This window comes from Ktedonosporobacter rubrisoli (assembly GCF_004208415.1).
In the GTDB taxonomy this organism is placed as follows: Bacteria; Chloroflexota; Ktedonobacteria; order Ktedonobacterales; family Ktedonobacteraceae; genus Ktedonosporobacter; species Ktedonosporobacter rubrisoli.
In genome coordinates, this window is sequence record NZ_CP035758.1 from 1,108,698 (window position 1) to 1,126,012 (window position 17,315).

The following is a 17,315-nucleotide window of genomic DNA, read 5'->3' on the forward strand; positions in this document are numbered from 1 at the left end:
GCTCCCAGAGCTTTTTATAGCTCATTATGCATGGCGTGGGTAAATCTCACTTTTCAGTTGGAAAACTAGTGCTAAAAGCAGTTGTCTTCTCAGTTTGCTTGTTGACTAAATAAATTTGGTCATTATAATAAAATTACATGATCAAAAAAATTTGATCAGCCAAAAATCCTATGCAAGAACTTTACAGAATCGAAAACCTGGAACAACTGCGTGCAATCGCCGACGTGCTGCGCACGCATATTTTAGAACTGCTCCGTGAGCATCCCATGACCGTGAAGCAGGTAGCAGATAGGCTTAAGCTGGCCTCGGCCAGAGTGCATTATCATGTGCGTGAGTTGGAGAAAGTGGGCTTGCTCCGCCTGGTCGAGACACGAGAAAAAGGGGGAATTCTCGAAAAATACTATCAATCCGTGGCGCACACTTTTTGGGTGCCTCCAGACCTCTTGCTCTCCATTCCAGCCAACGCTGTGCTGCCAACCATGGCTGACTGGCTGGAGCAGACGCAACAGAGATTTCTTGAAGCCTTGCTCAAAGAGCTTGAGCAGCAGGATCGGCCGCCGAATTTCGGCTGGGGAGAAACGCAAGTATATATGACTCCTGAGGAGATGAAGCGTGTTTTTAATCAGATGCTCAAGTTGCTGGAGCCGTATCAAGTGCCAAGAGGGATTGAGGGGGAGCAGGAGGTAGTGAGTACGCTGTTGATGTATCCCTCCTCTGGGAAAGAGCTGCCAATCGATATCCCGGATAGTACTCAATTTCATCCTGGTAAAGAGGATACAAAGGAGAAGTTTTCGTGATCGATCTTCGCTTACAGCGGATGGCTCATGTCCTGGTCAACTACTCGCTCGGGTTAAAAAAGGGGGAACGCTGTGCTATCGAAGCCGATGCACAGGCCGCACCTTTGCTACGCGAGGTGTACCGCGTTGCCTTGCGCACGGGCGCGCTTGCTGAGGTCTTTCCTTCCATAACTGGCCTGAAGGAGATCCTGATGAAGGAAGGCTCTGACGAGCAGATTACCTCGATTCCCCCTATTAGGCGTTTGTTCATTGAGGAGTACGACTGTCACCTCTTGTTCTTTTCTACAGACAATACAAAAAGTATGAGTGGGGTCGATTCCGAACGTATAGCCCTCGCACAAAAAGCCCAGATTGAGCTCCAGCGTACCGGGATGCAGCGTAGCGCTGAGCAGACCCTTCGCACGTGCGCCGCGATGTTTCCCACTAATGCTTACGCTCAGGATGCTGAGATGTCTCTCAGCGATTTTGCAGAGTTTGTCTTTCATGCCTGCTTTCTAAACGATGAAGATCCGGTAGCGCGCTGGCGGGAACTGGCTCAGGAGCAGGAGCGGCTTGTGCAGTGGCTCAAAGGGAAAAGGACAGTCCATGTGGTCGGCAAAGATACCGACCTGACACTCTCTATTGAGGGGCGCACTTTTATCAGCGATGACGGGCATGCGAACTTCCCTGGAGGAGAGTTCTACACTGGCCCCGTCGAGACCTCGGCCAATGGCTTCATTCGTTATAGCTTTCCCGCTTCGTTCGGTGGCTATTCGATCGAAGATGTACGCCTGCGTTTCGAGAATGGCGTGGTGGTGGAAGCCCATGCAGCCCATGGACAGGATTACCTTGACAAGATGCTGAGTATGGATGAAGGAGCGCGGCGACTGGGAGAATTTGCCTTTGGCAATAATCCGCATGTCAATCGTTGCGTGAAAAACATCCTTTTCGATGAAAAAATGGGAGGCACTATTCATCTGGCTTTGGGCGCTGGCTACCCAAAGACAGGTTCGGTCAATCACTCATCGTTGCACTGGGATATGGTCTGTGATCTGCGTGAAGGCGGCGAAGTACGCGTGGATGGGGAACTTTTCAGCAAAGATGGCAAGTTTGTCATTTAAGATGGTTGTTTGCTTGAAACTCCCACGGAATGCGCAATTGCAGCCTCCCCTCGGCCTGACATCGCTGAGGACGAGGGAAGCAAGGCCGATCTGCACATTTTTCGTTCTTCGACCGCCTATTTGAGGACAGATGTTCACCGCTTTATGCGCTAAAATGCGAGGCGAAAGGAGCTTTGATATGGGATATATCGCTCAGGCAAACGAATCAATCGAAGAGTTTTTCGCCCGCTACATGCAATATCTGACTGAGGGTAACTTTGATGGACTGGCTACCATCTACAACTACCCTGCTCTGGCCGTAACGGCTCAGGGTTGCCTGGCAATTACCGAGCCACAGCAAACCCGAGGCTTTTTCGAGCAGGGGCGACAATTTTACCATTCCCAGCAGATCTACGGTGTGCGCGCTCGTGATATCGTCACTGAGGTTGAGGTGCCTGGCATCTGGGTCGGACACCTGGTGCTCGAAAATCTTGATAGCGCAGGCAAAGCCGTTGGCCAGGAGCATAACGCCTATCAAGTGGTAACGCTAGCGGACGGAACGCGCCGGATTGCGGTCTCTACGCCGCTGGGCGCCTATAATCCTGTCCAACAGAACGACGTCAAGTAATCATCAAGTCCCACTCAAAGGAAGCGGCCTGAAAAGGGCCGCCTACCTGCGGCTATGCTGCGTGGAGCGCTCAGCCCACGCCTTGCGCTCTCTATCTGGTGTTTAGAGCAGGTCCGAGCTCGAAGGGATGTAGCAACGAGCATCAAAAAATGCTTGCTTGGCCGCAGAGACAAAGGTCTCGACATAGGTAATCTGGAAGCCGCTATCCAGCAAGGGAGCCAGGGCAGGATGCGGGCCGGGAACGTCGATGCGCACGACACTAGCGCGCTGGCAGGCCCAGTCAACAAGGGCCAGGGTAGCCTCTGCGGCATCTTCGACCGCGTAAACTCCAACTGGCCCTACCTTGCAGAGTTGGGGAAACCACAGGCTATGGGCTTTGAGGCGTACATAGCCGTAGCCAATGACGTGGCCCTGGCGCCGTAGATAGAGCGGAACCGCCTCCTGTTCTTCCTGCCAGAAGCGATGTTCTTGCGGGCGCTCGCGTCCACAGATGCGCACATCCATCCTGACAATCTCGCTGGGATCTGCGCCCACAATTTCAAGCTCTCCGCCAGGAGCAGCCGGGCGCGGTTGAGCTTGCCAGCGCAGGTTGAAATGGGGAAATTGCGGCTGCATGCCCGAACGAATATAGAGGGCCTGGGCTCGCGGATCGGTTGAGCTCAGGGTGCAGCGCGTGAGTTCGCCACGGGGCTGAGCCGCCTGGAGCAAAGCTTTGCCCAGTCCGGCGGATTGTACAGCCGGGCGCACAAACAGGTCGGTGAGAAAGCTAATGCTGCCACGCGTAATCGAGCCCGCATAGCCGATAACCTGGCCATCCTGTTCCGCTACGTACATTGCGCCGGACTGGAAGACATGGCGCGTCTCAGCTAAAGCCTGGCCGATGGGCGGCGGATTAGTAACGCCCTCCATTTCGTTCTGATAGAAAATATCGTGTATCTGTGGTAGGTCGCTTTCTCTGGCTCTGCGAATGCTGGCCATTGTTCCTCTTTCTTGATCTTGCACGCTGACAAATCTCAGGGAAAACTTGCAGACAAGTTTGGCTTACTATCTGGCGCCGGTATACGCGTTCCTTGCCTACTGGCCTTTGGGGCATTCATGCGCCTATATATGCCCCTTCATATTATACCCAGGCTCTTCAATTTACGCTATATTTCACTAGGGGATTCAAGAATTATTAATCATCCCGAATGATCTAGTGCGTGATACACGATGTCCACGAACCATTTTTCCAAGGAAGGTAAGCGTTACAGTTGAGTTTCAATGGCGTCCATTGCCTCCTTGTTCAATTTGACGCCGGTCTGATAGATACTCGTCACCAATTCGACGACGGGATGTTTTCCTTTCCAAGTCATCGTGCGGGCATAGGAGATCACCGCGTCGACCGAATCGAGCAAAGAACCATTCCAGTGCTGCTCTAAAATCCCCCAGCAGCGTTCAATCGGATTGTATTTGCTGTGGTAAGGAGGATAATACGCGAGACGGATATCCATGTGATACTGTTGCACAAATTCCACCAGACGCTGCATGAACTGCGTACGCCGACTGTGATTTTCTGGTCCACTATCAAGATTGATGACGAGGGTAGTGATGTGAGAGAAGCGTTCTCGCGTAGCCTCCCACCAATCAATCAAGCAATCCACCAAACAGTCGCTGGTGACTTTGGACGTCACTCCATAGAAGAAAACTTCATCAAAAGCAGGCAAGAAAAGGCCCACAGGGGTCACGGTCGTCTTTGGTTGAAAATCATGATCAGCGGCGAGGATCGGTAATTCAGCATCACTGTAGCCCTTTTGAGCAATAAGTTGGCGGCGGACTTCTGTCGCGGTGAGCCGCGTATACAGACGGTTGGTGCGAAACTGCGGGTCTGCTTGGCTCTGTCCATCCACGATGGCCGTGATATCGCTGAGTAAGTTGGACAGATGCTGCTCACTGCGCTTGCGTCCTCGCGCCGCGTACGCATCGAGGCAGATAATGCCTTGCACCAGTTCGTGCAAACCTTTGCGGATCGTTCCACGATTCCATCCCAACTCTCGTTCTGCCAGGCGCTGACCTCCTTCTCCTAGTGCTCGTACGGTCCGTGCCATAAACACGCGCCGGGCACTGCCTTTGAGCACTTTTTCCGTCTCTCTCAACAGCTCTTTCACTTCTTCGACTAATTCCACCTTCTTGCCTCCTAAAGCTTTGCGCGCTCCAGTCTATCACCTCCAGGGTACGAACCGACTGGTTTATACTCTAGGGCCTCTTATCTGCCAGCATACATGCCAGCTAGTTACCGACTTTCCCCATGGTAACGGGAATAGCACCTATGTATTGTCCTATTTTCAATGGTATCAGAAAAAGCAAAAGGGGAAACATCTATGATTACCGAACCGAAGTTGGAGAATCGCCATGAGCAACACTACGTGGCGATTCGCACCTATACCACCATGCAAGAATTGGATACCGCTATACAGCAACTCCGTGGGGAAGTGTTTGCCTGGTTGGGAAAGCGGGGTGTAGCCCCAGCAGGTGCGCCTTTCCTGCGCAATCTCGTTATCGATATGGAGGCGCTGCTCGAAATTGAGGTGGGTATCCCTGTGGCAAGCGCCTCCTCCACTGATGGCCGCGTCACGGCAGGTGTTCTGCCGGCGGGTCAGTATGCCTCCCTCGTCTACGCCGGGTGGGACCGTGGCATCGAAGCCAATGCTGCGCTCCTGGACTGGGGAGTGCAAAAGGGTCTGATGTGGGATGCCTGGGAAACGGAGAAGGGCCGGGCGTTCGGCGCACGTCTGATGTCTTTCCTCACCGATCCAAACGAGGAGCCGGATCAAGCGAAATGGGAAACAGAAGTGGCGATTCGGCTGGCGGATCATCAACCCTGGTAACCGTCTGTCACACCTGTCAACTCGGCACTCGGACTGGCCTCCGTTTTGTTGCGAGACATGAAGCGGCGTGAAGCACTCGTTGTCACAGAAGACCGAACTTCGCTCTGCCATATCCTGGCCCTTGAGTCTCAAGGGCCAATATCCTCTCTGGGACAATTTAATTTTCGAGAGTCCCTAGAAGCTTTTTCAGCTCCTGCTAAATAAAGGGTGAGCCATAGTATGAAGGTTTGCACACGGCCGCGTTCTGTCTCAAGCGATGGAAAGCGGCCAATGTATGTTGCGTAACGATGAGACGCGAGCAGTTAGAATTGGTAGATGGTCCGGCTGACGCCTGTGGCAAATGCGGATATCCTGGTGGGTTTGACTGTGAATACGAAGTTCGAATCTGTGAGGACTCTTTGTTCTTCTTCATCGTAGAGGTAAAAATAACCGTTGCGTACCTGATATGGCCAGCTTCCATCCCACTTGGTTGCCCACACTGAGGCTAAGCGTTCGAGCGTGTCCTGATCGGTGACCCGCACAGCATCGCCCTCAACTACCACGCTAAGTCCTTCTTTCTGGTTGCAGCCGGTCGTCAGAATGACGTGCGGGTTTTCACACAGGTTGATAGTTTTTTGTGCAATCTCAGTAGTTGTAAAGTGGATGGCCCCTTCGTGCCACACGGCTACGAGTGGTGTGACGTGAGGGCGACCATCAGCCCGCACTGTTGAGAGCCAAAACAGATCGGCTGTTTCCAGCAACCGACGCGCCTCCTCCCATGGCGTGGCCTCTCCGAGCGGTATGCCGTGTCGGGTGTCAAGTTTTGTGATGGGCTCATTCATCCTAAGAACTCCTTTCAAGCGTTCCGTTCCTCGCGCAAGAAGCGAGAATATATCAGCCATTTCTTTTTGCACGCAGGAAAGTTGGAAAAGATTTGCATGGGTGGAGCCTTCCATATTCCCAGCGAATCTCGCTTGTTACTCCCATATCGCTAAACCGTTTCAGAGGAAATTGGCTAGAAGTAGATATTTAGTTTTCGCGACGAAATTGCTTCAATCTTCATTATGCTCCATAGAAGGACATTCCATTCAAGGAACGAAATAAATGAGGAGCCCTAATGATTGGGACAATGAAAGGAGACAGGTTCCGATGAAGCATCACCCCAACGAAGGGAAGTTAAGGTTCTTCTGGCTGTGCTTAGTGGCTTTCATCCTCGGTGGCTGCGCTCTCACCCCATCTTCGGCTAATACTACACCGACTAAGCCAACCCCAAGGTTAGAGCCTTCGCCTTCCCCTTCGTCTTTAGCCGCCACCCCCTGTCAAACCCAGCACCTCCAACTCGCTCTTGATACGAAGGCAGCCGCTACGAGCAACGAGGGCATGCAGCTGGTTCTGCTGAACCAGTCGAAGCAGCGTTGTACGCTCTCCGGCTATCCGGCGCTCCATCTCCAGAATTCTCGACACCAGCCCATTCAAGCGGATATCAAGCAATCCCTAGTAGGCTATCTGTATACCACGCATGCGCCCCATCGGTTTGTCCTGGAGCCAGGAGGAAAGGCTTATTTCGTGGTTGAGTGGGCCAACTTGGGCTGTGGGAAGCTCCCTCCAGGTGCAGGCCCTCCAGGGTCCTTTGCTTCCTCAGTCTCTTTTCTGCTGGTCATGCTGCCTCCCTCTCAGGATTCCTTGCTGGTTGCGGTCCAGTTCTGCCCGTTTCGAAATATCTTGGAAATCTCTCCTCTAATGCCGAATAAGGTTCTAGGAGTGTTTGTCTGAGGACTCACGCTCTACAAGCCGAGAAAGATATCTTTGGGGCTCATTCGCTTGATCGCGACGTAGCCTCCAAGGCCCCGGTTAAGGGCCAATCCGCTAGGTCGCGGCGCCCCCTTAACAATCCCTTTTTTGGACAAGATCTGATTTAGCGCTCACTTCTTCTCGCCCGGCTCTTCGTCGGGTACTTCCTCCATCAAATCAAATATCGAGACCTCTAACGCCTTCGCCAATTTTTGAAGGGTATCTGTTCCCACTCTTCGATAAGGATTGTGGTAAATAGATCTGATCGTATTCAAGGCAAGATAGGACTTGCGAGAAAGCATCATTATGCTGACCCCTTTCTCCTGAGAAACTTCCTTCACTCTTAATCTAAGTCTTGGCATTAATCCTCACCTTATCTTACAGTATGATTATGCATCTTCTTAATTTTTATCCTGTTCTTCATCAGGCACTTCCTCCATCAAATCAAATATCGAGACCTCTAACGCCTTCGCCAATTTTTGAAGGGTATCTGTAAATACATTTTTGTACGGATCTTCATAAATCGCCTTGATTGTAATAACAGGCATAAAAGCTTTATAAGAAAGCGTAGTAGGATCAATACCCTTCTCTTCAGCAATTTCCTTTACTCTTAACCTAAGCCTTGACATAGATCCCGCCTTTTTATGCAAATTGTAACAGTAAGCGACCTTATAGGAGACCCTTCAATGTAGCTTCAAAATGAAAAGAGCTCATTGTAACTGCAATTTACATTGACAGTTTGGGTTTTCCATGGTATTTTCTAAGTGGAAACTATTCAATATTCATCGGCAAGGCCAGCGCGCTCGACAGTCCGGAACTGTGAGCGAAGCTGGCCACGTACAAAGAAAGGATTCGTGGGATATGGAGATGAAGAGTGAAGTGGCGCGTCTGCGTGAGCAGATAGCCCTGGAATGTGAAGCGGTCAAGCGTGGGTTGTCGGGCTATGCCTGCGTGGGGCAGCACGAATTTGTACGGCAAAAATACGCGGCCATCGAGACGCACTATCAGAAGCTCGTTCCGCTGGTAGGTCAGGAAGAGGCTGCGGAGATCACGTTCGAGACCTATAAAGACGTTCTGCAGCGCTAAGCCTGCTCATCAGACAAAGGAGAAACAACAGGCTATGCGCCGCTACGAGGAACCGATGTGCTGGCTTGTGGTCAGTTACACGGAAGCAATCGCCCTTCATGGGCTCATTCACCAGTTTCTTGATTACCACCGTCCCCCCGGACGGCTCACCGCCCAGAATCGCGAGCTGGTTGTGCTGCTGGAGCATCTCTTTCTGCGCCTGGGAGAAAGCCCCTATGTTCCCGTTGGTAGCGCTCATAGACAGCAAGGAGGCAAGGCTTGATGCAAGAGCCTCTTACGCTCTCGATCGCTCAACTGCGCGACGAAATCGAGCAGTGCGAGGAGCGCCGTGAGCAACTTTACGCGGCCTTGCTCACGCGTGCCCGCTTGCAAGAGTTGGCCGAGCAGCAATTCAACGAGCTGGCCGAACTGGCCAAAGAGGGCGCGCTTTCTCTGCTGGCCTTGCAGGAAGGCAGCATCATTAGCGCTTCCTGGCTGCTACAGCGCGATGGCTGGGTAAGCCGCCTGGGCCGCGCTATCGATGATCCCGAGTTAATCTAAACAATACAGATAAACGAGAAGAGGGGCATATGTTTTCGCCTGTCCCTCTTCTCATAGATGCTCAACAGTTCAACCGCTCTACATATGCTACCAATTTACAGAGATACAGCGGCTTTACAGGATACCCATTCTACATATCCACCAATCAATCCACCCCGCAAAGCACTATTTGTCCATCTCTGCGCATTCCCTCTCCACTTGCCCCAACCCAGAAGTGCAACAAATCTAGATTTGTACCTTTTAGTCAATTCTAGCAATCTGCAGGAACCGCCAGGAAGTATTTAATTCCCTGCCAAACCTCTTGTCCGGCCTCAGCACTCCCCATTGGTTCCTGTGGCCCAGACGGGATCGCCATAAGGTGTATAGATGACGGCATTGCCATCATCCTGAATGATTAGATACGAATCGTCGTAGCCGTTGGTGCCCGAAGCCCAGAGAGGATCGCCAGCGGGATCGTAGATGACAAGATTGCCATCGGCCTGCATAATGCACATTTGTGCGGGGTAGCCATTGGTGCCCGATGCCCATAAGGGGTTGTATGTCTCATAAGCCACACAATACAAGACAAGATTGCCATCGTCCTGCAGAATAAAGATGTAATCGTCGTTATTGGAGTTCAATTGATCTCCAGGATACAGAGCTTCGTCAGGTTGGAGAATATTTACCATGTTTTACCTCTTTCCCCAGAAAAACTATTCTTCTTCCATCCTCCATTGCTCTGGTCATCTCCTCTTTAATATAGCCTGAGATTAAAAGTATCTCTGCTAACGCACTTGAGGAGACAGAGGGCATGAAACCTTGGGATCTCATGTCTGAGCACAATAATGAAACTACTATGCGACTAGCAATCTTTCTTCCTTTCTGATGCTCAAACAGCACCATACTTTTTCTATACCAGCTTCCTAAAATACATTATAAGTGCCCTGCCAAAACATTATTTTATCCATATGCTACAGTAGCGTATAATCTGATCCAGCAGTATATACTACAAAAATACTCTGCTATTTTTCTATTTTAGTAAGCTGCATCCGAACACGCGTTGATCTATACGTCTCTTCAGAATTGGCATAGCATCTGCTCCTCTCTTTTTCCGCGTAACGGGCTCCTGCCCACCTCTCATTCCTCAACAGTTTCGCTGTTGTGTTCAATACTCAACACAAGCGCACGGCTGCCTATTGATCATGAGGTTTCCCTCCTCTAGTATGAAAGGCGACGGAGGCACCCGTCCAAGCAATCGAAAGACACAATCCAACAGACGATGAACAAATGAGAGGAAGAGTGCATGCCTTTTCACCTTCCAGATCCGACCTCGCCATCTGGGGCAAGCATTGCGCGCCGACTGCATGACGAACCATTGATCTGGCTAACAACCGTTGACACAAAAGGAGTGCCACAGCCAGTCCCTGTCTGGTTTCTGTGGGATGAAGCAACAACTACGCTGCTTATCTACTGCCGAGCGAATGCGAAACGCCTGGCACATATTCAGCAGAACCCTAACGTCTCGCTGCACCTGGAAGCGAGTGGCGAAAGAGAGGTCATTGTTATCACAGGGAAGGCGGAGGTATGTTCGGATGATCCTCCGGCAGACCAGGTTCCTGCCTACCTGGAAAAATATCATGAATTTTTCTCCCGGTTCCAGATCACGCCGAAACAACTCGCAGAAAGCGTTTCCGTCTCCTTACGCATTCATCCCGTATCGCTCAGATATGCGCCAAATGGGACATAAATCTTCTTTGACCACCGCTCTCATGGTACGAAGGTTATAGAAGACTAGATTCGCTAATACTGCATTTGCAGAATTCCTCAGAAAGGAGTTGAGCACACTTTGTGCTCCAACGAGTATATGGAACTTGAGAACATAGTGAACGATACCCAGGATTTCATACAGCGCGTTAATGAATTGGTTGGGCCGCACGTAAGTGAGGACCCAAGTACGCTCGTCGTGGAATTGAGTAGAGTCATCGGCGTTCTTGCCGAAAGTACATTGGTTACCGAGGGGAAGCTTCCGGCACACCCTGCTCGTCCGCCCCGCCTCGCACATGATGTTGCTGACATGCTCTTCATGCTGGTAGCAATCAGCAATCACTACCACATTGATCTTGAAAAGGCCTGGAATGAATGGATTCTGCCGACACGCGCAAGGCTTGACGACGCTGCGTTTGTCCAAACCATCCATGACAGGGTAACCAGGACACGCCAGCAAAAGGCACGCTGACGCTAAGAGCGAAAAAAGTGCTTCACTCTTTTGAGAAAGGATTGAGCGTCATTACACGCTTACATGATCATATGAAACTTGAGAAGATCATTACTGATACCCAGGAGGTAGCGAGCCGCCTCTATGCACCTGAAGTCCTCGGGCCCTGGGACCCAAGCGCTCTCATGGCAGATATGGTTGGTGAAGCTGGTACGCTGGCGCACAGCGTCTTGACCGTTGAAGGGATAGCAGCAGCCCCGCCGGAAACCGCTCATATCGAGCTCGACATTACGAGGCTTCTGTTCATGCTGGTGAATCTCAGCAATTACTACCACATTGATCTTGCTCATGCTTGGAAAGAGATGATCCAGGAAGGATACGCGAATCTCGCGATGCTGGAAAACAATGGAGCAGGCATGGAAAACGAGTGAAGTTGGAAAAAAATGCTTCTCCCTCTATTACGCCAAACATCACCTGTGCTTGAGGATTGGTATTGCTCTCCCCATGAGAGAGCAATACCGCCGATTTAGAAAAGCGCTTAGCAAACGCCCAGCACTGGGCTGAAGGAGCACGCAACCTGGAAACGGCTGGCTCAAAACATTGGGCAGTGAAGATGCTGCTTTCGCACCTTAAGACATCGGAATGATAAGCCTTTGCGCAAGAGGCACTCGCCCTTGTAGGGGGAAGACTGTTTGAGGGCTATTCCTCGGGCAAGCCAGCCAATCTCCAGTAGCGTTGATCTGATTTCATATCGGCCCACTGTAGAGAGCCTGGAAAGCTGGAAGCGAACGCAGAGGATCAAGGACGCTCTCTTGTTCCAACCATTCACGAGCCGTGGGCTCAAGTTGGAGCGCTTCGGCAAGGGCCATAAGGGATCTGTTATGAAGCCCTGCCAGAGCCGAGAAGCACGCCAATTGATAGATAGCCCGCCCCAGTTCCGCTGGCGGCAGAGGCATCGCGCGCAGCACCTCGATCAACTCATCATAGATCTGCATCGCAGGTTGGATCTCGCCGCGCTGCAAATAGAACTCGGCGAGATGGCGGTAGGGATGCTTGCCGCCACAAGCCATGATTTGCCAGACAAGCTCTTCCGGCTTCATAAAGACTTCCTGCGGCAGCTTTTCCACCTGTTCCATCAGCGTGGCAAAGGCGCGCAAAGCTTCCTCCTGTACCTCTTGCCATGATAAGCTCTGGGAAGCAAGGAATTTCTCTTCATTGAACTGATCGAGGCTTTTTTGCATGGGAAGCGTTGTTCCACGTGCCAGAGCTGTGAGCCTTTCTGCTCCGCGCGCTTTCCAGGCCGCCATATGAGCCAGAAGATCCTTTACCGACCAGTGCTGCAAGGTTCCATGCGCTTCGCGCTCATCCTCGCTCAAGCTGCTTATCCATCTCAGCTCTGCTTGCCTGGCCTGTGAGAGCAACGCAAGAAGACTTGCCTGAAGCGCTTTTTGCTGCATCTAAGAATTCCCAGTTTCTTTAGAAGACTATTATAGTGACAAGTATAACATTAGCAATAAATATATTTCTAGTCAGAATTTCTTCTATCCTATCCCATAGCCTGTAAAATTTGCAATAACTTGATTTCGTGGGCATTATCCTGCTGATCAGAGATACTACGGGAAGATGGTGGTGCCAACTTTCTTCGCATGGGATGTAACGGTTCATAACAAAATCGTTTCTCCCACTCTCGGCCTTGTGCTCTCTAAGCCTCAAAGAGCACAAGCCGTCGAACGTTCTACCATCATCCGCCCGGTTCTACAAGATGGTGTCTTGCGATAGCAAAATTGAGGCACTTAATAGCCGCCTGGGAACATGCCCTCTACAAAGCTGGCTGAGCCGTCGCGCGACCAAGAATGCGCAGCAACACCTGCTGGAGTTGCTCCTCGTGGTTGGCTACGGAATCGCTGTGGCGCCAGGCCACAAAGCCATCAGGCCGCGCCAACATCACTCCCTCAGGAGAGATACCCAGCTTGTGCCAACCGTTCTCCACATCAAGCAGATCCCAAGATGGCCCGATGCGGTAGGCCGAAAGCTTGATGCCCAATTTCTCGGCAACCGCAGATGCCGCCTCGCACCAGGAAGCTCCACCAGAGCCAGTGAACAAGACGAAGGAGCCGTCGAACAAGTCAAGCGTGGAGAGACGCTGCCCACTGCGCTCGACCCACAGATGCGGCACGCGTGTGCCGGGCTGTCCGTTCAACTCCATACTACCCAGCAGTTCTATCCCCTGCTGCGACGGTGGGACTGCCTCTTCTGAGACAATAGCATCAGAACGATAGCGGTAGCCCAAAATGGGAACAAACAGCGGAGCAGGTGGCTGTTTGGCCAGTTTGGCGCGCTCCTCCTCTGTTCTGGCAAAAAGAGAATGCTGTTTCAATTCTGGTCGCTCCATCATCCCCGCGAGTGATTGCTCAGCCGCCATCCAGGTCACGGGATGGCGCTCGGTCGTATAGGTCGAGAGAAGTTCTGGTGAGGCCTGCCCCTTGATAGTAGCCGCCAGTTTCCAAACCAGATTCTGCGCTCCTTGCAGCGCCATATTGACGCCAAGCCCCTCGTAGGGAGGCATGGTATGGGCTGCATCCCCAACCAGGAACACCCGCCCCTGTTGGAACTGATCGGCCACATGTTCAGCAGCTCGCCAGGGCGAGATATCCAGGAGCTCGAAAGGAATATTCGGGTCTCCTATCGCGGCTCGCAACAAGTCCTGACAGCGTTCGCGGGTGTACACCTCCGCAGACTGCCCCTGTGCCGGTCGGTATCTGATCGTCAGCATGCCCAGATCCTTCTCAGCTCTCATGAAGAGGGCATTCACAGTGGAGTTCTCAATGAGCAGCACATCCCCGGCCGACTCGTTTTCTTGCATGAACTGTCTCCAGTTCGCCCGAAAGTAGATGAAGAGAAAGTACTCCTCAAGCGCTCCGTACCCTTTCCCTGGCAGGCCGAGCTTCTCGCGAACCTTGCTATGAGCGCCATCAGCCGCCAGCAGATAATCGAAACTAAGGACCTCTCGTCTTCCGGTAGTCCGGTCCTGTAAGGTGACTGTCACAGCAGTATCGTCCTGGGTAAATGAGACAAGTTCGGTATTATAGCGCACATCAATATCACGTCGGCGTGCATGCGTGAGCAGCAAGGGTTCAAGTCGGCTTTGTGGACAATACCAAACAACTGGTTCTGGGGTTATATCTTCAAACGCCCCTTCAAACAAGGTGATAGGATCAAGAACCTCCTCTTGCTGTCTTGAGGCGAGGCTTTCCTTGCGGATCAGACGCGAGGGTCTTGCTCCTACAGCATGGGCTTCGGAGGACAGCCCCAGCCCACGCAGAATTTCCAATGAGCGGAAATTGAGGTTGCGCGCTCGCGGGTACCAGGAGACGTCGGAACGCCGCTCGATCAGGACCGAAGCAATTCCCTGTTGCTGCAGCAGGAGAGATAGGGACAATCCAGCCCCACCAGCTCCCACAATCAAAACCGGAGTATGTTGTTGATTCTTCATAGTTTTTCCTTTCGATCTTGCATTCATTGAGTTTTTCATCAGTGATGCTCTGTACACAGATCGTCATTCTTACGGCTCTGTGGCCTCGGGTGAAGCGCTCCTTCCGGCTTCGGCCTGCTGGCTTTGCGTTGCAATTCCGTGAAGAACTGCATCGACGAGCCGCTCAATCAGGCCAGGAGCGAGCGGAATGCCATTAGTATCTAAAAGCAGGTGATACCAGAGCGGACCGGCAAGCAGCCCAATAACTTCGCTAGCATCAATGTCCTGCCGAACTTCTCCCCGCTCTTGTGCCCGCCTGATCACCTGCTCTGCCTGCCATAAGCGCGGAGTGACAACCTGATCGCGGAAGGTCTGGTAAATTTCAGGATGATTCGTCATCATTGCGAGCCCTTGAATCAGGAATCCTCTGGCATCGGGATCACTCATCATCTGGAACGTGTTGGTGAACATCATGATGAGATCCTGGCGAAGCGAGCCTGTGTCAATCACTGGATTGTATGTCTGCTGCAAGTTTTTGATTACGTCTATCACGAGGGCCTCTTTTGAAGGCCACCAACGATAGATTGTCTGCTTGCCCACGCCCGCTTTGGCAGCAATCGCATCGACACTCATGGCCTCAAATCCCTGGGTCGCCAGGCTGCTGAGTGTGGCAGCAAAAATGTCTTGCTGCGCTTGTAGACTACGCGGTCGTCCCCCTTTCGATGTTTCGCCTTTTTGGTTTGTCATGATGGTGCCTCCCGTGTTTAGTAACATTACGATACCGTCTCGTTTCTATTGCCAAAGAAAATATACCATGAAAAGGAGAAAAATACAACCCTTGTCAAATCTATCTTCCCCTTGACATGATACAAAACAGTTTTGTATCATTACGATATTGAAACAGAACTGTTTTGTATCAATTTAAATAAAGAAAGGCTGTGATTTTGCTAAAGGATCACATGCCCTTCTGCGAAAAGATTCTAGAGAGATTAGGGGAATACTTACCATATGCCATTTGTCACAGTTCCCGATGGGACACGCCTCTACTATGAAGTTTCGGGACAGGGTGAGCCCTTGTTACTGGTGAATGGCCAGGGGATGGATCATACATCCTGGAAGGAGTTGCGCACTGACTTTACAGAGCGCTATCAAGTTATCATCGTCGATCATCGCGGGACCGGCCTAAGCGATAAGCCAGCCGAGCCCGCTTATACGACGCGTGGACTTGCGCAAGACATGATTGCCGTACTCGATCATCTCGGCATTGCACGCGCCCATGTATATGGCTTCTCGCTAGGTGGACGCATCAGCCAATGGCTAGGCATCAACTACAGCCAGCGTGTAGGCGCATTAGTCCTCGGCGCAACTTCTCCAGGTTCGGCTCACGGCATTGCGCGCTCTGCCGAAGTCGAGGCGCTATGGAGCAATCCGCCCGGCGATCCCCAGGAAGCCCTACAAAAGATAGCTGCCCTGTTTTTCTCACCAGCCTGGGCGGCTGCGAACCGGGAAACCGTCAGGGCAAGCTTTGGAAATATGCCGATTCCCGAATACGCCCGCAAGCTGATCAGCCAGGCCAGCGAAGCCCATGATGCCTGGGAGTCCTTGCCCCAGATTACGGCGCCAACGCTCATTTTACATGGCAGTGCCGATATGCTCAACCCTACGGGCAACGCATCTCTACCGGCTGAGCGCATTCTCAATGCAGAGTTGTCCATACTTGAGGGCGCCCGCCACGGCTATCTTGTCGAATTTCGGCAAGAGGCCAGCAACATCGTCAATGCCTTTCTAGCGCGTCATCCATTGCAATAGATTTCCCTCGTTACACTAAAAGGAGAACAGAAAATGAAAAGCTATTTCGTAAAGAATGGCGGCGGCCTCGCCAGCCTCACCTTGAAAGAGCAGGATATCCCAGTCCCTGGCCCTCACGAGGTCTTGCTGCGCGTACGGGCCAGCTCTTTCAATTACCGCGAGCAGGCCATCCTGCAGGGTATCTATCCCTTGCCAATTAAGGAACCTGAAGTTATCCCGTTAGCAGATGGCGCCGGCGAAATCGTGGCTGTAGGTCCGGGCGTCACGCGGGCCCGCGTGGGGGATCGTGCCGTCATAAATTCCCTCGTCAAGTGGATTGACGGTCCCTTTACAAGCTGGGAAGAGCAGGGCAAGCAGCTCAGCGGCAGCCTTGACGGTTTTCTCACCGAATACGCGCTCTTGAGCGAAGAAACTGTCTTGCCGCTTCCTGAGCATCTTTCCTATGAAGAGGCCGCGACCCTACCTATAGCCGCCCTGACTGCCTGGAATGCCTTGGAACGGGAAAGCCTACCGCAGGCCGGAGATACCATACTCCCCTTGGGAACAGGTGGGGGTTCGCTCTTCGCCCTGCAATTCGCCAAGGCCGCCGGCGCCCGCGTCATTGCCACCACCACGAGCGCCGACAAGGTAGAGCGCTTGCGTGCTTTGGGCGCCGATGCCGTGATCAATACGCGTACAACGCCCAACTGGTCTGAAGCAGTGCGCGAATTGACGAATGGCCGGGGCGTCGATCTGGTCATGGAGTCAACAATGCCGGCCTCGCTTGAGCAATCGATCAAGGCAACCGCAGTCTCGGGACAGGTGAGCCTCATTGGCTGGCTGCCCAGCGATGTCTCAAGCATCGATATTGGGACCTTCTTCTTCAATGTCGTCAACCTGCGCCCCATCTTCACGGGGAGCCGCGCCCAGTTTGAGGCCATGAACAAATTTATTGCCAAGCATCGTATCAGACCCATCATCGACCGCGTATTCCCTTTTGCGGAGGCCAGGGCTGCATACGAGTATAACGAGAAGGGCCGCGCATTTGGCAAGGTCGTAATCAGCCAGAATTGAGAAGCTTGGTTCCCAATTTGCGC

General features: G+C 52.2%; 22 protein-coding genes. 13 read left to right on the forward strand and 9 right to left on the reverse strand.

Annotation, left to right across the window (positions count from 1 at the left end; genetic code table 11):
- The first annotated feature begins 170 nt into the window (after window positions 1-170).
- From EPA93_RS05110 to EPA93_RS05120, 3 genes are all read left to right on the forward strand, one after another.
- Complete coding sequence (locus EPA93_RS05110) at window positions 171-797, forward strand: ArsR/SmtB family transcription factor (RefSeq protein WP_129886012.1); 627 nt, start codon at window positions 171-173, stop codon at window positions 795-797.
- Entirely contained in the window at window positions 794-1,897 is a 1,104-nt protein-coding gene (locus EPA93_RS05115) for an aminopeptidase (RefSeq protein WP_129886013.1), read from the forward strand. The genes EPA93_RS05110 and EPA93_RS05115 overlap by 4 nt, the downstream gene beginning before the upstream one ends.
- A 178-nt stretch (window positions 1,898-2,075) precedes the next feature.
- Window positions 2,076-2,504 carry a hypothetical protein gene (locus EPA93_RS05120; RefSeq protein WP_129886014.1) on the forward strand — a complete coding sequence of 143 codons (429 nt, stop codon included), beginning with the start codon at window positions 2,076-2,078 and terminating at the stop codon, window positions 2,502-2,504.
- A 102-nt stretch (window positions 2,505-2,606) separates the two neighbouring features.
- Here the strand turns inward: EPA93_RS05120 and EPA93_RS05125 are convergent, their stop codons facing one another.
- Together EPA93_RS05125 and EPA93_RS05130 are read right to left on the reverse strand one after the other, a co-directional pair.
- On the reverse strand, window positions 2,607-3,482 hold the full coding sequence (locus tag EPA93_RS05125) for a GNAT family N-acetyltransferase (RefSeq protein WP_129886015.1): 876 nt from the start codon (window positions 3,480-3,482) through the stop codon (window positions 2,607-2,609).
- Window positions 3,483-3,748: 266 nt separating this feature from the next.
- The gene (locus EPA93_RS05130; RefSeq protein WP_129886016.1) at window positions 3,749-4,666 is read right to left on the reverse strand and encodes an ISAzo13-like element transposase-related protein; all 918 of its coding nucleotides are present in this window, start codon (window positions 4,664-4,666) and stop codon (window positions 3,749-3,751) included.
- Window positions 4,667-4,861: 195 nt separating this feature from the next.
- Between EPA93_RS05130 and EPA93_RS05135 the strand changes: the two genes are divergently transcribed.
- Window positions 4,862-5,368: a GyrI-like domain-containing protein gene (locus EPA93_RS05135; protein WP_129886017.1), complete on the forward strand. Its 507-nt coding sequence runs from the start codon at window positions 4,862-4,864 to the stop codon at window positions 5,366-5,368.
- A 302-nt stretch (window positions 5,369-5,670) separates the two neighbouring features.
- Here EPA93_RS05135 and EPA93_RS05140 read toward each other — a convergent pair whose 3' ends face one another.
- On the reverse strand, window positions 5,671-6,207 hold the full coding sequence (locus tag EPA93_RS05140) for a pyridoxamine 5'-phosphate oxidase family protein (RefSeq protein WP_242527321.1): 537 nt from the start codon (window positions 6,205-6,207) through the stop codon (window positions 5,671-5,673).
- A 289-nt stretch (window positions 6,208-6,496) separates the two neighbouring features.
- Here EPA93_RS05140 and EPA93_RS50830 point away from each other — a divergent pair, with 289 nt between their 5' ends.
- The gene (locus EPA93_RS50830) at window positions 6,497-7,120 is read left to right on the forward strand and encodes a DUF4232 domain-containing protein (RefSeq protein WP_165422885.1); all 624 of its coding nucleotides are present in this window, start codon (window positions 6,497-6,499) and stop codon (window positions 7,118-7,120) included.
- Window positions 7,121-7,269: 149 nt separating this feature from the next.
- On the opposite strand, the gene EPA93_RS05150 is transcribed toward EPA93_RS50830, so the two are convergent.
- Window positions 7,270-7,500, reverse strand: a complete 231-nt coding sequence (locus EPA93_RS05150; protein ID WP_129886019.1) for a helix-turn-helix domain-containing protein — start codon at window positions 7,498-7,500, stop codon at window positions 7,270-7,272.
- 39 nt (window positions 7,501-7,539) lie between these two features.
- The gene (locus EPA93_RS05155; protein ID WP_129886020.1) at window positions 7,540-7,767 is read right to left on the reverse strand and encodes a helix-turn-helix domain-containing protein; all 228 of its coding nucleotides are present in this window, start codon (window positions 7,765-7,767) and stop codon (window positions 7,540-7,542) included.
- A gap of 232 nt (window positions 7,768-7,999) precedes the next feature.
- Here EPA93_RS05155 and EPA93_RS05160 point away from each other — a divergent pair, with 232 nt between their 5' ends.
- From EPA93_RS05160 to EPA93_RS05170, 3 genes are read left to right on the forward strand one after another with little or no spacing between them, the layout of a single operon-like run.
- Entirely contained in the window at window positions 8,000-8,224 is a 225-nt protein-coding gene (locus tag EPA93_RS05160; RefSeq protein ID WP_129885404.1) for a hypothetical protein, read from the forward strand.
- Between the two features lie 34 nt (window positions 8,225-8,258).
- Complete coding sequence (locus EPA93_RS05165) at window positions 8,259-8,486, forward strand: hypothetical protein (RefSeq protein ID WP_129886021.1); 228 nt, start codon at window positions 8,259-8,261, stop codon at window positions 8,484-8,486.
- Entirely contained in the window at window positions 8,486-8,764 is a 279-nt protein-coding gene (locus tag EPA93_RS05170; RefSeq protein ID WP_129886022.1) for a hypothetical protein, read from the forward strand. The genes EPA93_RS05165 and EPA93_RS05170 overlap by 1 nt, the downstream gene beginning before the upstream one ends.
- Before the next feature lie 311 nt (window positions 8,765-9,075).
- On the opposite strand, the gene EPA93_RS05175 is transcribed toward EPA93_RS05170, so the two are convergent.
- Window positions 9,076-9,432, reverse strand: coding sequence for a lectin (locus EPA93_RS05175; protein ID WP_129886023.1), 357 nt, complete (start codon window positions 9,430-9,432; stop codon window positions 9,076-9,078).
- Between the two features lie 614 nt (window positions 9,433-10,046).
- Here EPA93_RS05175 and EPA93_RS05180 point away from each other — a divergent pair.
- From EPA93_RS05180 to EPA93_RS05190, 3 genes are all read left to right on the forward strand, one after another.
- Window positions 10,047-10,490 carry a TIGR03667 family PPOX class F420-dependent oxidoreductase gene (locus EPA93_RS05180; protein ID WP_129886024.1) on the forward strand — a complete coding sequence of 148 codons (444 nt, stop codon included), beginning with the start codon at window positions 10,047-10,049 and terminating at the stop codon, window positions 10,488-10,490.
- A gap of 117 nt (window positions 10,491-10,607) precedes the next feature.
- Window positions 10,608-10,979 (forward strand): hypothetical protein, encoded by a 372-nt coding sequence (locus EPA93_RS05185; RefSeq protein WP_129886025.1) that lies wholly within the window; start codon window positions 10,608-10,610, stop codon window positions 10,977-10,979.
- Between the two features lie 17 nt (window positions 10,980-10,996).
- Window positions 10,997-11,389: a nucleoside triphosphate pyrophosphohydrolase family protein gene (locus tag EPA93_RS05190; RefSeq protein ID WP_129886026.1), complete on the forward strand. Its 393-nt coding sequence runs from the start codon at window positions 10,997-10,999 to the stop codon at window positions 11,387-11,389.
- A gap of 315 nt (window positions 11,390-11,704) precedes the next feature.
- Here the strand turns inward: EPA93_RS05190 and EPA93_RS05195 are convergent, their stop codons facing one another.
- The 3 genes from EPA93_RS05195 to EPA93_RS05205 form a co-directional block, all read right to left on the reverse strand.
- Window positions 11,705-12,415, reverse strand: a complete 711-nt coding sequence (locus tag EPA93_RS05195) for a TPR end-of-group domain-containing protein (protein WP_129886027.1) — start codon at window positions 12,413-12,415, stop codon at window positions 11,705-11,707.
- Between the two features lie 362 nt (window positions 12,416-12,777).
- The gene (locus EPA93_RS05200) at window positions 12,778-14,451 is read right to left on the reverse strand and encodes an FAD-dependent monooxygenase (RefSeq protein ID WP_165422887.1); all 1,674 of its coding nucleotides are present in this window, start codon (window positions 14,449-14,451) and stop codon (window positions 12,778-12,780) included.
- Window positions 14,452-14,520: 69 nt separating this feature from the next.
- On the reverse strand, window positions 14,521-15,177 hold the full coding sequence (locus EPA93_RS05205; protein WP_165422888.1) for a TetR/AcrR family transcriptional regulator: 657 nt from the start codon (window positions 15,175-15,177) through the stop codon (window positions 14,521-14,523).
- Between the two features lie 261 nt (window positions 15,178-15,438).
- Here EPA93_RS05205 and EPA93_RS05210 point away from each other — a divergent pair, with 261 nt between their 5' ends.
- Both EPA93_RS05210 and EPA93_RS05215 read left to right on the forward strand, forming a co-directional pair.
- Window positions 15,439-16,239: an alpha/beta fold hydrolase gene (locus EPA93_RS05210; protein WP_129886030.1), complete on the forward strand. Its 801-nt coding sequence runs from the start codon at window positions 15,439-15,441 to the stop codon at window positions 16,237-16,239.
- 33 nt (window positions 16,240-16,272) lie between these two features.
- Window positions 16,273-17,292, forward strand: a complete 1,020-nt coding sequence (locus EPA93_RS05215) for a zinc-dependent alcohol dehydrogenase family protein (protein WP_129886031.1) — start codon at window positions 16,273-16,275, stop codon at window positions 17,290-17,292.
- The last annotated feature ends 23 nt before the right edge of the window (window positions 17,293-17,315 follow it).